Annotated in this window: 8 protein-coding genes and 2 rRNA genes; 7 read left to right on the plus strand and 3 right to left on the minus strand. The window is 67.2% G+C overall.

Annotated elements, in window-relative coordinates:
- The first annotated feature begins 113 nt into the window (after positions 1 to 113).
- The 4 genes from OG948_RS29270 (at position 114) to OG948_RS29285 (ending at position 6,311) form a co-directional block, all read left to right on the plus strand.
- A 23S ribosomal RNA gene (locus OG948_RS29270) occupies positions 114 to 3,242 on the plus strand.
- A 125-nt stretch (positions 3,243 to 3,367) separates the two neighbouring features.
- Positions 3,368 to 3,484: ribosomal RNA gene (rrf, locus tag OG948_RS29275) — 5S ribosomal RNA — on the plus strand.
- A 235-nt stretch (positions 3,485 to 3,719) separates the two neighbouring features.
- Positions 3,720 to 4,682: an oxygenase MpaB family protein gene (locus tag OG948_RS29280; protein WP_406299321.1), complete on the plus strand. Its 963-nt coding sequence runs from the start codon at positions 3,720 to 3,722 to the stop codon at positions 4,680 to 4,682.
- An 87-nt stretch (positions 4,683 to 4,769) separates the two neighbouring features.
- Positions 4,770 to 6,311: an acyl-CoA synthetase gene (locus tag OG948_RS29285; RefSeq protein WP_406299322.1), complete on the plus strand. Its 1,542-nt coding sequence runs from the start codon at positions 4,770 to 4,772 to the stop codon at positions 6,309 to 6,311.
- Positions 6,312 to 6,401: 90 nt separating this feature from the next.
- Here the strand turns inward: OG948_RS29285 and OG948_RS29290 are convergent, their stop codons facing one another.
- Both OG948_RS29290 and OG948_RS29295 read right to left on the minus strand, forming a co-directional pair.
- Complete coding sequence (locus OG948_RS29290; protein ID WP_406299323.1) at positions 6,402 to 8,069, minus strand: acyl-CoA synthetase; 1,668 nt, start codon at positions 8,067 to 8,069, stop codon at positions 6,402 to 6,404.
- Positions 8,070 to 8,381: 312 nt separating this feature from the next.
- On the minus strand, positions 8,382 to 9,761 hold the full coding sequence (locus OG948_RS29295) for a hypothetical protein (protein ID WP_406299324.1): 1,380 nt from the start codon (positions 9,759 to 9,761) through the stop codon (positions 8,382 to 8,384).
- A gap of 629 nt (positions 9,762 to 10,390) precedes the next feature.
- On the opposite strand from OG948_RS29295, the gene OG948_RS29300 reads away from it, so the two are divergent.
- Both OG948_RS29300 and OG948_RS29305 read left to right on the plus strand, forming a co-directional pair.
- Positions 10,391 to 10,594 carry a cold-shock protein gene (locus tag OG948_RS29300; protein ID WP_020557813.1) on the plus strand — a complete coding sequence of 68 codons (204 nt, stop codon included), beginning with the start codon at positions 10,391 to 10,393 and terminating at the stop codon, positions 10,592 to 10,594.
- Positions 10,595 to 10,837: 243 nt separating this feature from the next.
- Positions 10,838 to 11,320: a hypothetical protein gene (locus OG948_RS29305; RefSeq protein ID WP_395872079.1), complete on the plus strand. Its 483-nt coding sequence runs from the start codon at positions 10,838 to 10,840 to the stop codon at positions 11,318 to 11,320.
- Positions 11,321 to 12,507: 1,187 nt separating this feature from the next.
- On the opposite strand, the gene OG948_RS29310 is transcribed toward OG948_RS29305, so the two are convergent.
- Positions 12,508 to 13,395 carry a phosphotransferase gene (locus OG948_RS29310; RefSeq protein WP_406299325.1) on the minus strand — a complete coding sequence of 296 codons (888 nt, stop codon included), beginning with the start codon at positions 13,393 to 13,395 and terminating at the stop codon, positions 12,508 to 12,510.
- Between OG948_RS29310 and OG948_RS29315 the strand changes: the two genes are divergently transcribed.
- A complete protein-coding gene (locus OG948_RS29315; protein WP_406299326.1) occupies positions 13,394 to 13,612 on the plus strand; it encodes a hypothetical protein in 219 nt (72 codons plus the stop codon). The genes OG948_RS29310 and OG948_RS29315 overlap by 2 nt on opposite strands.
- The last annotated feature ends 90 nt before the right edge of the window (positions 13,613 to 13,702 follow it).

The raw sequence follows: 13,702 nt of genomic DNA on the forward strand, positions 1-13,702 counted from the left end.
TCCGATCCTCGGACGGTCCTCGAACCACTTGCCTTTGGGGTGAGCAGGCGGGATCGGATGTTCGTGGGAATCGGTTGTTGTTTGAGAACTGCACAGTGGACGCGAGCATCTGTGGCCAAGTTGTTAAGGGCGCACGGTGGATGCCTAGGTACCAGGAACCGATGAAGGACGTGGGAGGCCGCGATAGGCCCCGGGGAGCTGTCAACCGAGCTGTGATCCGGGGGTGTCCGAATGGGGAAACCCGGCAGTCGTCATGGGCTGTCACCCGCACCTGAATATATAGGGTGTGTGGAGGGAACGCGGGGAAGTGAAACATCTCAGTACCCGCAGGAAGAGAAAACAACCGTGATTCCGAGAGTAGTGGCGAGCGAAATCGGATGAGGCTAAACCGGTCACGTGTGATACCCGGCAGGGGTTGCGTGATCGGGGTCGTGGGAGTGTGCTTGATCGGTCTGCCGGCCGGTCGGCGAGTCAGAAACCGTACATGTAGTCGAAGGACATGCGAAAGGTCCGGCGTAGAGGGTAAGACCCCCGTAGACGAAACATGTGCGGCTTGCTTGCGCATTTCCCAAGTAGCACGGGGCCCGAGAAATCCCGTGTGAATCCGGCGGGACCACCCGCTAAGCCTAAATATTCCCTGGTGACCGATAGCGGACTAGTACCGTGAGGGAAAGGTGAAAAGTACCCCGGGAGGGGAGTGAAATAGTACCTGAAACCGTGTGCCTACAAGCCGTGGGAGCGTCGCCATCCGCGTTTAGTCGTGGGTGGTCGTGACTGCGTGCCTTTTGAAGAATGAGCCTGCGAGTTTGCGGTGTGTGGCGAGGTTAACCCGTGTGGGGTAGCCGTAGCGAAAGCGAGTCCGAACAGGGCGATTGAGTCGCGCGCCCAAGACCCGAAGCGGAGTGATCTAGCCATGGGCAGGGTGAAGCGCGGGTAAGACCGTGTGGAGGCCCGAACCCACCAGGGTTGAAAACCTGGGGGATGACCTGTGGTTAGGGGTGAAAGGCCAATCAAACTCCGTGATAGCTGGTTCTCCCCGAAATGCATTTAGGTGCAGCGTCGTGTGTTTCTTGCCGGAGGTAGAGCACTGGATTGTTGATGGGCCTCACCAGGTTACTGAGATAAGCCAAACTCCGAATGCCGGTAAGTGAGAGCGCGGCAGTGAGACTGCGGGGGATAAGCTCCGTGGTCGAGAGGGAAACAGCCCAGAGCACCGACTAAGGCCCCCAAGCGTGCGCTAAGTGGGAAAGGATGTGGAGTCGCAGAGACAACCAGGAGGTTGGCTTAGAAGCAGCCACCCTTGAAAGAGTGCGTAATAGCTCACTGGTCAAGTGATTCCGCGCCGATAATGTAGCGGGGCTCAAGCGCACCGCCGAAGTCGTGTCATTCGTACATGTAGCCAAGCCTTCGTGGTTCAGGCGTACGGATGGGTAGGGGAGCGTCGTGCAGCGAGTGAAGTCGCGGTGGAAACCAGCGGTGGACGCTGCACGAGTGAGAATGCAGGCATGAGTAGCGAATCACACGTGAGAAACGTGTGCGCCGGATGACCAAGGGTTCCTGGGGCAGGCTAATCCGCCCAGGGTAAGTCGGGACCTAAGGCGAGGCCGACAGGCGTAGTCGATGGACAACGGGTTGATATTCCCGTACCCGCTACGATGCGCCAGCGCCGAACCTCGTGATGTTAAGGCCGTGAAGCCGCCGGGATCCTTCGGGTGAACGGTTTTGGTGGAGCCGCCGAACCAATCGGGTAGTAGGTGAGCGATGGGGTGACGCAGGAAGGTAGTCCAGCCCGGGCGGTGGTAGTCCCGGGGTAAGGGTGTAGGGCGTTGTGTAGGCAAATCCGCACAACAGGAGCCTGAGACCTGATGCCGACCCGATTGTGGGGAAGTGGATGATCCTATGCTGCCGAGAAAAGCCTCTAGCGAGTGTCGTGGCGGCCCGTACCCCAAACCGACTCAGGTGGTCAGGTAGAGAATACTAAGGCGTTCGGGTGAACTGTGGTTAAGGAACTCGGCAAAATGCCCCCGTAACTTCGGGAGAAGGGGGGCCATTGTTGGTGAGGAGACTTGCTCTCCGAGCTGGTGGTGGCCGCAGAGACCAGCGAGAAGCGACTGTTTACTAAAAACACAGGTCCGTGCGAAGTCGTAAGACGATGTATACGGACTGACGCCTGCCCGGTGCTGGAACGTTAAGGGGACCGGTTAGCTCTTCGGGGCGAGGCTGAGAACTTAAGCGCCAGTAAACGGCGGTGGTAACTATAACCATCCTAAGGTAGCGAAATTCCTTGTCGGGTAAGTTCCGACCTGCACGAATGGCGTAACGACTTCTCGACTGTCTCAACCACAGGCCCGGTGAAATTGCACTACGAGTAAAGATGCTCGTTTCGCGCAGCAGGACGGAAAGACCCCGGGACCTTTACTATAGTTTGATATTGGTGTTCGGTTCGGCTTGTGTAGGATAGGTGGGAGACTTTGAAGCGGACACGCCAGTGTTCGTGGAGTCGTCGTTGAAATACCACTCTGGTCGTGCTGGATGTCTAACCTGGGTCCGTGATCCGGATCAGGGACAGTGTCTGATGGGTAGTTTAACTGGGGCGGTTGCCTCCTAAAGGGTAACGGAGGCGCCCAAAGGTTCCCTCATCCTGGTTGGCAATCAGGTGTCGAGTGTAAGTGCACAAGGGAGCTTGACTGTGAGACCGACAGGTCGAGCAGGTGCGAAAGCAGGGACTAGTGATCCGGCGGTGGCTTGTGGAAGCGCCGTCGCTCAACGGATAAAAGGTACCCCGGGGATAACAGGCTGATCTTCCCCAAGAGTCCATATCGACGGGATGGTTTGGCACCTCGATGTCGGCTCGTCGCATCCTGGGGCTGGAGTAGGTCCCAAGGGTTGGGCTGTTCGCCCATTAAAGCGGTACGCGAGCTGGGTTTAGAACGTCGTGAGACAGTTCGGTCCCTATCCGCTGTGCGCGTAGGAGTCTTGAGAAGGGCTGTCCCTAGTACGAGAGGACCGGGACGGACGAACCTCTGGTGTGCCAGTTGTTCTGCCAAGGGCATGGCTGGTTGGCTACGTTCGGGAGGGATAACCGCTGAAAGCATCTAAGCGGGAAGCTTGCTTCGAGATGAGGACTCCCACCAACTTCGGTTGGGTAAGGCCCCCGAGAGACGATCGGGTTGATAGGCCGGGTGTGGAAGCCCTGTAAGGGGTGGAGCTGACCGGTACTAATAGGCCGAGGACTTGTCCTCAGTTGCTACGCGTCCACTGTGTGGTTCCCGAACCGCAATCGGTTTCGGGGAACCCGTTTGATAATTGAATCACCGCATGTGATTTCTGGTTCACCGAACGACCCTTTTGCAGGGTTCGATGGTTTTCCGGTGGTCTTGGCGGAGAGGAAACGCCCGGTCTCATTCCGAACCCGGAAGCTAAGCTCTCCAGCGCCGATGGTACTGCACTCGAAGGGGTGTGGGAGAGTAGGACGCCGCCGGAATCAACGTGTGAAAGGCCCGCCCCTTTTCGGGGGCGGGCCTTTTGCGTTCCTGTTCGACATTTCCCCTCCCGGTTTCCCGTCCCGCCTCCCCCGTCAACGTGGCATCGGCTTGCGAGTGCGTGGCCCAGCTCGCCATCGTTTCGTGGGCCAGGTCCCGGATCCGCAGGGCAGGGCGGCCGGCCGGCAGTCGTACGCTCGTAGTCCCAGGGGGATTCGCGTTCGGGAAGGTGTGCCGGTGGGCGTTCCACAGGAGAGCCAGGAGAGTCGGGAGAGCCGGGAGAGTGACGCGGTCGGGCTGTTCGGGCCCGATTCGGTGACGTGGCAGTTGCACGCCGACCCGGTGATGTGGGTGGCCGGTATCCGGGCGCTCTATCTCCAGGCGCTGCATCCGCGGGCGGTGCGCGGGGTCGTGCAGAACTCCGATTTCCGCAAGGACCCGTGGGGACGGCTGATGCGGACCGCCGATTTCGTCGGGGTCACGACCTACGGGACGCGGACGGAAGCCGAGCGGGCGGGGGCGCGGGTGCGGCGGATCCACTCCGTGATCAAGGCGGTCGACCCGGTCACGGAGCAGCCGTATCGAATAGACGAGCCGGAGCTGCTGCGCTGGATCCACTGCGCCGAGGTCGGGTCGTATCTCTCGGTCGCCCGGCAGGCCGGGTTCCCGATGACGGACGAACTCGCCGATCTGTATCTGGCCGAACAGCGCCGCTCGGCCGAGTTGGTCGGGCTCGGGGCCGAGGAAGTCCCGGGCTCCGTGGCCGAGTTGAAGCGCTACTTCGAGGAGATCCGACCGGCGCTGGCCATGTCGGACGAGGCCCGCGGTGTTTTCGACTTCCTGCGTCGACCGACGGTGCCGTTCGTACTCGTGCTCGGGCGCGAGGTGTTGTGGCGCCAGGTGGCCGAGTCCGCGTATGCCGCGCTGCCGCGCTGGGCCAAGGACCTGTACGGGTATCGCGGGCTGCCGTCGGTGGTGGCCCGGCCCGGACTCAAGGTGTTGCGTCGTGCCGTGGGAGCGGCCACGCCGGTGATTCGCGCCGTGTACCCGTCGCCGCACCTCCGCGGCGCGATGGAGCGACTGGGGCCGGAGGTCGAACCGTCGGTCTCCCGGCTGCCCCGCCTCGAGGCTGCCGGCGCTGCCGGTTCCGCTGACGCTGTCGGGACTGTCGCGGAGGCCACAGGGGAGAGCCGTCGGTAATAAGTAAGGTCCCCTTTCTTTCTGGGCGTGCTGCCGCCACAATGTACGACATTGTCAAGTAACCGGTCAGCTCGAAGGGAACCGCACGTGGCGAACGGCTTCTGGGCCCATGCGCAGGCCAATCCGGACCGGCTGGCGCTGGTCGACCCCGATGGCGCCGAGTGGACCGCGGGGGAGTTGTTCGCCGCGTCGAACCGGCTCGTGCACGGTCTGCGGGCGGCGGGGCTCGGCGCGGGCGACGTCTTCAGCGTGATCCTGCCGAACTGCGCCGAGTACATCGTGGCGTACATGGCCGCGGCGCAGGCCGGGATGTACATGGTCCCGGTCAACCATCACCTGGTCGGCCCCGAGATCGCCTGGATTCTCGCGGACAGCGAGTCGAAGGTGGTGATCGGCCACGAGCGGTTCGCGGACACGATCGTGGCCGCCGCGGACGAGGCGAAGCTGCCCGCGGCGGCGCGGTTCGCGGTCGGCGCGGTGCCCGGCTTCCGGCCGTTCGTCGAGCTGACGGACGGCCAGTCGGCGGACCTGCCCGCCGATCGCGGCGTGGGCATGACGATGAACTACACCTCGGGCACCACCGGTCGCCCGCGCGGCGTGCGTCGGCCGTTGTCCGCGGGCCTGCCCGAAGACGCCCGGTACGGCGGCACGTTGCTGATCTACGGTGTCAAGCCGCACGACGACAACGTGCACCTGGTCGGCTCGCCGCTGTACCACACGGCCGTGCTTCAGCACGCCCAGCAGTCGCTGCACATCGGGCACACCGTGGTGCTGATGGACAAGTGGCGGCCCGAGGAGATGTTGCGGGTGATCGACCGCTACAAGGTCACCCACACGCACATGGTGCCGACCCAGTTCCACCGACTCCTGCAACTGCCCGAGGAGATCAAGGCCAAGTACGACGTGTCGTCGATGCGGCACGCCGTGCACGGCGCCGCGCCCTGCCCCGATCACGTCAAGCGGCGGATGATCGAGTGGTGGGGGCTGTGCGTCGAGGAGTACTACGCCGCCAGCGAGGGCGGCGGCACGTTCTGCTCCGCGCAGGAGTGGCTGGATCGGCCCGGCACGGTGGGCAAGGCGTGGCCGATCAGCGAGATCGGCATCTTCGACGACGACGACAATCGGCTGCCGGCGGGCGAGATCGGCACCGTGTACATGCTGATGCGGGCCGGGAAGTTCAAGTACCACAAGGACGAGGAGAAGACCCGCAAGGGCCGGATCGGTGACTGGTTCACCGTCGGCGACGTGGGCCTGCTCGACGAGGACGGCTACCTGTACCTGCGCGACCGCAAGATCGACATGATCATCTCCGGTGGCCAGAACATCTACCCCGCCGAGATCGAGAGCGCGCTGCTGCGGCATGCCGCGGTCGGCGACGTGGCGGTGTTCGGCATCCCGCACGAGGACTGGGGCGAGGAGGTCAAGGCGGTCGTCGAGGCGAACGAGGGCTTCGCGGCAGGGCCGGATCTGGCCGCTGAATTGCTCGCGTTCTGCGCGGAGCAACTCGCCACGTACAAGCGCCCGCGCACCATCGATTTCGTGGACGCGATGCCGCGCGACCCGAATGGGAAGTTGCAGAAGCGGCGGTTGCGCGACCCCTATTGGGAGGGGCGCGAGCGGGCGGTCTGAGGCGATATACGAATACACCGCCCGGGAAATCCCGGGCGGTGTATTCGGCGTTTTTCTCGGCGATGACGAATCTTTTCGAACCGCGTTCCGTCAGACGGATTCCGGCGCGGCTTCAGCCGTACCGTCGGATACGGTTTCCGGGGCGGAGGCCACCGCGAGTGCCCATTGCAGGTCCGGCTTTCCGGTGGGCGTGCGCTGCGTCCGCTCGACGATGCGCATGACCCGGGGCACCTTGTATCCGGCGATCTTGGTGCGGCAGTGCTCCTGGATGTCCGCGAGGTTCGGCGAGCGGCCCTCGCGCGGCTGCACGACCACCGCGACCGTCTGGCCCCAGCGCGGGTGCGGGACGCCGACCACGATCGCGTCGTAGACCTCGGGGTGGGCCTTGACCGCGCCCTCGACCTCCTCGGTGAAGATCTTCTCGCCGCCGGAGTTGATCGTCGCCGACCCCCGGCCCAGCAGGGTGATCCGCCCGTCGCCCTCCAGGCGGGCGTAGTCGCCGGGCACCACGTAGCGGGTGCCGTCCGGGCCGGTCCGGAAGACCTCCGCGGTCTTGGCCGGGTCGCCCAGGTAGCCCAGCGGGATGTTGCCCTTGCGGCCGAGGCGGCCCACCACCCCGGCGGGCAGCGGGTTGAGGTCCTCGTCCAGCACGACCGAGTCGGGCACCGCCTTCACCGTGATCCCGCTCTGTTGCTCGGTCTGGCCCTTCACCGCGACGCCCACGCCGTTGGCGCCCGACTCGGAGGCCCCGATGGCGTCACTGACCACGATCCCCAGGCGCTCCATGAACTCCTCCTTCAGCGACGGCGAGAACAGCGCCGCGCTGGAGGAGAGGGCGAACAGCGAGGACAGGTCGTAGGACTCGCGACCGTCGCGCGGTTCGTCGAGGGACTCCAGCAGTGGGCGGGCCATCGCGTCACCGGTGATCAGGACGACGTTGATCCGTTCGGCCACCACCGTCTCCCACACGCCGTGCGCGTCGAACTTGTCGATCAGCACCACACGGTGGCCCTTGGCCAGGTTCTGGAGCACCCCCCACTGGGTCGCGCCGTGCATCAGCGGCGCGATCGGGAAGGTGGTCATCTGGCCGTTGCGGCCCTTCTCGACCATCTCCTCGGGCCGGGATATGCGCTCGCCGTTGGTGGGGTCGATGCCGCCGCCGAGGGCGAAGATCACGTCCTCCTGGCGCCACACGACGCCCTTGGGCAGGCCGGTGGTCCCGCCGGTGAACAGCAGGTACAGGTCGTCGGCCGACCGCGGCTCGAAGTCGCGCTCGGGCGAGCCCGCGGCCATCGCGTCCTCGTACCGCACCGCGCCCAGCGATTCGGCGGTGACCGTGCCCTCGGCCGCCGGTTCGGTGTCGTCCTCGACCACCAGCAGGTGGCGCAGCGAGGCGACCTTGGGCGCGACCTCGGCGACCCGGTCGGTGAACTGCCGCTGGAAGACCAGCGCGACGGGCTTGGCCTGGTCCAGCAGATAGGCCAGCTCATCCGCGACATAGCGGAAATTCACATTGATGCAGACGGCTCGGATCTTGTAGATCGCGAGCATCGCCTCCGCCCATTCGATGATGTTGAAGGCGTAGACCGCGACATGGTCACCCGGCTGCACACCGGAGTCCCGAAGGTGATGGGCGAGGCGATTCGCCCGCTCCTCCAGAAGGGCATATGTACGGCGTTCACCGTTCGCGACGATCGCCTCGCGTTCGGGGTATTCCCCGGCCGCGCGCTCGAAGAGGTCGGCAAGGTTGAATTCCATGGGCGGAGCGTAAGGCGTGGGCCCGGCGATATTCCAGAGGCAATATCGTTTGGAGGCCCCTCGGAAACTGTGACGCTGTCGACCGCCGGGAACACTTGACTGGGGCAAAGATGTGCGATGGGGGTGGCCCGGTGGCCCGGTGGCCCGGTGGCCCGGTGGCCCGGTGGCCCGGTGGCCCGGTGGCCCGGTGGCCCGGTGGCCCGGTGGCCCGGTGGCCCGGTGGCCCGGTGGCCCGGTGGCCCGGTGGCCCGGTGGCCCGGTGGCCCGGTGGCCCGGCGTGAGGCTCGGGGACCGGCCTCGAGACGGGCGCGGTCAGCGCGGCGCGTACTCCCGCAGACGCGGGCGGGCGCTTGCCAGGACGAGGACCACGCACACCCCGAGGACCGCGATCGGGACCCACGGCCAGCCGCTGAGCGCGTCGTCGGCACCATCGGTGCGGCGCTCGAAATCGGCCAGATTCGCGTTCGCGACCTGGGCGAGTGAGGTCTGGTAGTCGTAGAAGTCGAAGGCCAGGTTGCCTCGACCCACCTTGGTGGCCAGGCCGACGGCGACATCCAGCCGGCCCTCGGCCACCGCCGCGCGCAGCGTGCGGTCGTCCCGCCGGAAGGCGTCCAGGCGGGTGGCGACGCGCTCGTTGGGCACGACGCGCTCGAGCTGAGCGGACTTGGCGGCGAAGCTCTCGGTGTACGCCCGGGCGCGGTCGGGCAGGATCACGAACCGGCTCTCGTCCGCGTTCGCGTCCGAGGCGGTCGCCCGGGCCCGGGCCAGCGCCAGGAACGGATCGAACGCCTGCGTCTGCGCGTCGCGCAGGCGGGACGCGTGGTCGGTGAACAGTACGGCGGCGGTGCCGGTGAGCGCGGCCACCGCGATGGTCACCGCGGCCAGCCCCGGCGCGAGGATGCGGTGGAACCGGCGGGCCCACCAGACCTGGCCGATGATCAGGCAGGCCACCAGGGCGAGGCCGACCAGCCCGACCGCCAACGCGGCCCAACGCGCGTGCGTGCCGTCCGAGTCCGCGTCGGAGGCGAGCTTCTCCTCCGCGCCGCGACCGAGCGCGTCGGCGGCCGGCAGCAGGTCGTCGTGCAGGAGCGTGGTCGCGCTCGCGAAGTAGTTGAGCGCGAGTATCGGCGGGCGCCCGGCCGGACGGTCCTGGACCTGCTCGTCGGCCAGCCGCGCCTGCGCGACGTACGCGTCGTAGCGGCCGAGTCCGTTGATCAGCGCGCCTACGGTCGCGGTGGGCGCGCCGCCGGAGGAGAGCGCTTGGATGTCGATGGTGATCCGGGCGCGCCGCTCGCGCATTTGGCGCAGCGCCAACTGTCGGTTGCCGATCGTCTCGTCCGAGCCGACCAGGAGGACGTTGGCGACCTGGGCATCGAGGTCGGCGAGCGCGAAGTACAGGTCAGCGGCGGCCGCGGCGCGCGGAGCCGAGGTGTCCGCGACCTCGCCGAGCCCGGACCGGGCGTTGCCGGCGCCGACCGCGATCACCGCGGCCAGGGCGACGATGCCGACCAGGACCAGTGCGACGAACCCGTACACCCGGGCCGGGACCGCGCTCACTTGGCGCAGGCGCCGCAGCCGTACTCGGGGCATCCGGTCCGGAGCCGGCACGACCGGCGCGCCGGGCGCGACCCGCGACGGCGATGGCACGTGCGCGGGCTTCGGGGGCGCGGGTAGGGCGGTCGGGGCGGCCATACCGGAACGGTAGGCAGGCGGCGCGAAGGGGCGGCCATGAATCGGTGGCGTGGGCGCGAAGGGTGAGTGAACATCCGTGCGGTCGGAGGGGGTTGGGGTGGGGCGGGGGCGGTGTGGAGGTGGTTCGGGGGCGGTTCGGAGGTGGTTTGGGGGGTGGTTCGGAGGTGGTTGGGGGCGGTTCGGAGGCGGGTTGGGGGCGGTTTGGGGGCGGTTCGGAGGGTGACGGAGGAGCGAGCGGTTGGGTTCGGAGAGTGTTCGGAGGATGGTCGAGTGGCGGTCTCGACTGACGCTTTGTCAGCCCTTGGTTGCGCCCAGTTGTGTCACCCACGCGGATGAACCGTGCGGCGTGTGCCGGCTATGCCCCCCGTTAACCGCTTTGGTGACGGTCGGATTCGCGCTGCGAAGGGCTGTTGCGGAGCAGTCGTTGGCATGTAGCGTTGTCCGCGGTTGCAGCAGTAGATGTAGTTCCCTCGCACGTCCAACGCCTGCGGACATCAACAGCCGTGGGCGTTTTTCGCTCCTCACAGCGAGGGCATCCCGGGGTAACGCGGGGAGTGGGACCACTCGACGGTTCGCGACCCGGGCATCACGAGGTGTGGTGTCTGTGGGTTACGTGAAGGAATCAAGACATGGCCACCGGTACGGTCAAGTGGTTCAACGCCGACAAGGGCTACGGCTTCATCTCGCAGGACGACGGCGGCGCTGACGTCTTCGTCCACTTCTCCGCCATTCAGACGAACGGCTACCGTTCGTTGGAGGAGAACCAGCGCGTGGAGTTCGAGGTCACGCAGGGTCAGAAGGGCCCGCAGGCCGAGATGGTTCGCCCGCTCTGAATCGGTCCCGCGGCTCCGGCAACGGACCGCAGACCTAGCAAGGCCCGCGCCCGTGCAGGGTGCGGGCCTTGGGGCGTTTTTGGGTCGATTTGGGTTGGTTTGGGTGGGCTGGGGGCTGGGGTTCTCGGTCTTTGGCTTGGCCGCAGGCTTCCGGTTTCGGCCGGGCTTGGGGTTTCGGGGTCCTGTGGTTGGTGTCCCCGGTGGGTGGCCGGCCGTATGGCGGGGGGCCACTAGCATGTCTGTATGGGTTTCCTGCGCCGCCGCCCCCCGTCCGGGCCGGATTTCGACGTTCTCGCCATCCCGTTCACCGACTGGCCCGGCTCCGTGATCGTGGCCATGTTGCCGGGGGAGGACGGCAGTTGCCAGGGGATCTTCGTCCGGTACGACCTGCTGGCCAACCGCGGCCCCGCGATGCTGATCGGCAACCTGCCCCCGGGTTCGCCCGCGCGTGAGGAAGGTGTCGGCCGGATCGAGGCCCAGCAGTTGGTCGCGGCCCTGGGCCACGAAGAGATGCCCGAGGAGTTGTCCACCGAGGACACCCCGATCATGCTCGGCGACGACCTGCTGATCATCCGCAAGGTCAAGTACGCCGAGGGCCGCCTCGCGTGTGTGGAGTTCGACCGCAGCGACAACGTCCTGGTGCGAATCGTGACGTGGGATCGGCCGATCACGGATGACGTTTTTCAGTTGCTGAAGCCGATCCCGTCGGACTCGTTCGGGGGGTGAGGGCCGGGGTGGGTCGCGGGGTGTCGGTCGGGGTGCGCTGAGTCGCGGGCGGGGCCGGTCGGGGGCCGGGGTCGCGGGTGGAGCGGGTCGGGGTGGCCCGAGTCGGGAGTAGAGCGGGTTTGGGGCTGGGTCGCGGGTGGAGCGAGTCGGGGTGGCCAGAGTCGTGTCCCGCAGCGGTGCTCCTTGTTGGGCGACTTCGTCGCCGGCTCGCGAGGGACCACTTCTTTCTCTCCCCCGCAAGCTCCTCCGAGAAAAAAGCGGCCCCTCGCTCGTGACTTCGTGTCCCTCCGCTTCGCTCCGGGCCACGAAGTCAAAGTTCTGCGGCTCCGCCGCTCTCCGCGCTTCGCGCGTCGATCACGAGGTCTCACCCGGGTCGTGGGCGCTGACGCGCCAAACCGCAGCCGAGCTCGGCGGCCCAGGGAAGGCCCACCCGTTCCCGCAGCCAACCCACCCACCGGCGGGCAGCCACACCGGGGACCGCAACATTCAGACCAGCCCCCTTGCGTCGCCCTGCCCCCGCCCCTCGCGCAACCTCAGGCATCCACGCCGGGGACCGCAACATTCAGACCAGCCCCCTTGCGTCGCCCTGCCCCCGCCCCTCGCGCAACCTCAGGCATCCACGCCGGGGACCGCAACATTCAGACCAGCCCCCTTGCGTCGCCCTGCCCCCGCCCCTCGCGCAACCTCAGGCATCCACACCGAGGGCGGGACCACCAGAAGCCGCAGGGCAAAACCCCAAACCCCCACCCATCACGCCGCAGCTGCCGACCACTCCGAGGAGGGCCGCGGGGCCAGACCAGGCCGCCCCGCCGCCCCTGGAACCCCAACCTCCGCCCCAGAGGCAACGGGTGGAGCGGGTGGGTACACAACCCAACGCAACCCACCAGACAACCGCAGCCCGCCACACCCAACCCCGCCAAACCACAGAACATGCTCACCGGGCCAAACCAGCCCCACCGACCACCCAAAGGCCCGCAGCCCTCACTCGCACACGCAACGGGCGGGCGGGTGGGCGTCATACCCAAGCCGAGTGCCTCGTGAGCGCAGCCTGCGAGCCTGGGTCGGGTGGTCCCATCGGGGCCATGTGGCCACGAGCACCGCACCGCTCCCAAGCCGAGTGCCTCGTGAGCGCAGCCCGCGAGCCTGGGTCGGGTGGTCCCATCGGGGCCATGTGGCCACGAGCATCGTCAGCGGGTGCCGATTGCGGCTCGGACCGCTCGGCGGACCATGCCGCAATCGTCGTGGAGGCGGCGGAGGAGGCGGCGTTGGTCTTCGGCGACGGGGCTCACGTCGTTGAGGCGGATTTCGCGGACGAGGACCAGCATGAGGTTGACCAGGAACGCGTCGCGGGAGAGGGAGCCGGATTGTTGGGCGGTCTGGATGATCTGGCGGCGGGTCATCGGGTCGCGGGCCAGGAGGGTCCACAGGACGGCCAGGTCGTAGCCGGGCAGGTGGTAGCCGGAGGACTCCCAGTCGACCAGCGCCGCGCCCTGGGCGGTGAGCAGGATGTTGGACAGGATGGCGTCGCCGTGGCAGAACTGCGCGGGCACCCGGCTGAGGCCGCGCAGGAGTTGGGCCAGGTCGCCGGCGTCGCGGTCGGTGAGCAGGCCGAGTTTGTGGTACCGGTCGACGCGGGCCGGATAGTCGAACGCGAGCGGGAAGGACCCGGGCGGGGGCTTCCAGCGGTTGAGCGTGGTGAACGCGTTGAGGACCGCGCGGACGTCGGCGCGGGCCATCGCGGTGCCCGGGTGGCGTTCGTTGGCGGCCGGTCGGCCGGCCACGTGTTCCATCACCAGGATGCGGCGCTCGGGGTCGGCGGCGATCAGGCGGGGGACTCGCACGGGTGGTCGTTGGCGGGTGAAGGTGCGGTACGCGTTGACCTCGTGCCGGAATCGCTGGAGCCAGTGCGGTGACGGGTCGGTCAGGTACTTCACCACCACGGGGCCGCGACCGACCGAGCCGGACAGGAGCAGGGAGCGCGGTGTTCGCCGCAACACCGCGCCCGCGGTGAAGCCGGGACAGACTCGGGCCGCGATCGTGGCCACCGCCTCCGGACCCGGAACCTGCTGCGCCATGCGAGATGCTCCCGGGCCCGCTCCACCGGCGGCCACGGCCGCACCGGTCGCGACCGCGGCGTTGGCCGCGACCACGGTGTTCGTCGACGCCACCGTGCCGGGCGCGGAACCACCGGACGGGGAACGCCTGTTCGGACCGGGGGTGACCGGCCGGGAGGTCGCGGAACCGGGCGTGGTCGGGCGGCCGGGGGTGGTGGACGTCGTGGATGACATGTAAACCTTCCTGCGCTGCCGAGGGGCGGATCCGGCCGCGCGACGGGTGGGGGCCCACGTGCCGGATCCACCATCCACAACACTCCGAGAACCG

Source organism: Embleya sp. NBC_00888, assembly GCF_045207655.1.
Classification (GTDB): domain Bacteria; phylum Actinomycetota; class Actinomycetes; order Streptomycetales; family Streptomycetaceae; genus Embleya.

What these genes read in the sequence shown, in the direction of transcription:
- OG948_RS29290 (WP_406299323.1), bottom strand. Translation starts at nt 8,069, where the DNA reads ATGGAATTCAACCTTGCCGACCTCTTCGAGCGCGCGGCCGGGGAATAC.
- OG948_RS29295 (WP_406299324.1), bottom strand. Translation starts at nt 9,761, where the DNA reads ATGGCCGCCCCGACCGCCCTACCCGCGCCCCCGAAGCCCGCGCACGTG.
- OG948_RS29300 (WP_020557813.1), top strand. Translation starts at nt 10,391, where the DNA reads ATGGCCACCGGTACGGTCAAGTGGTTCAACGCCGACAAGGGCTACGGC.
- OG948_RS29305 (WP_395872079.1), top strand. Translation starts at nt 10,838, where the DNA reads ATGGGTTTCCTGCGCCGCCGCCCCCCGTCCGGGCCGGATTTCGACGTT.
- OG948_RS29315 (WP_406299326.1), top strand. Translation starts at nt 13,394, where the DNA reads ATGCGAGATGCTCCCGGGCCCGCTCCACCGGCGGCCACGGCCGCACCG.
- OG948_RS29310 (WP_406299325.1), bottom strand. Translation starts at nt 13,395, where the DNA reads ATGGCGCAGCAGGTTCCGGGTCCGGAGGCGGTGGCCACGATCGCGGCC.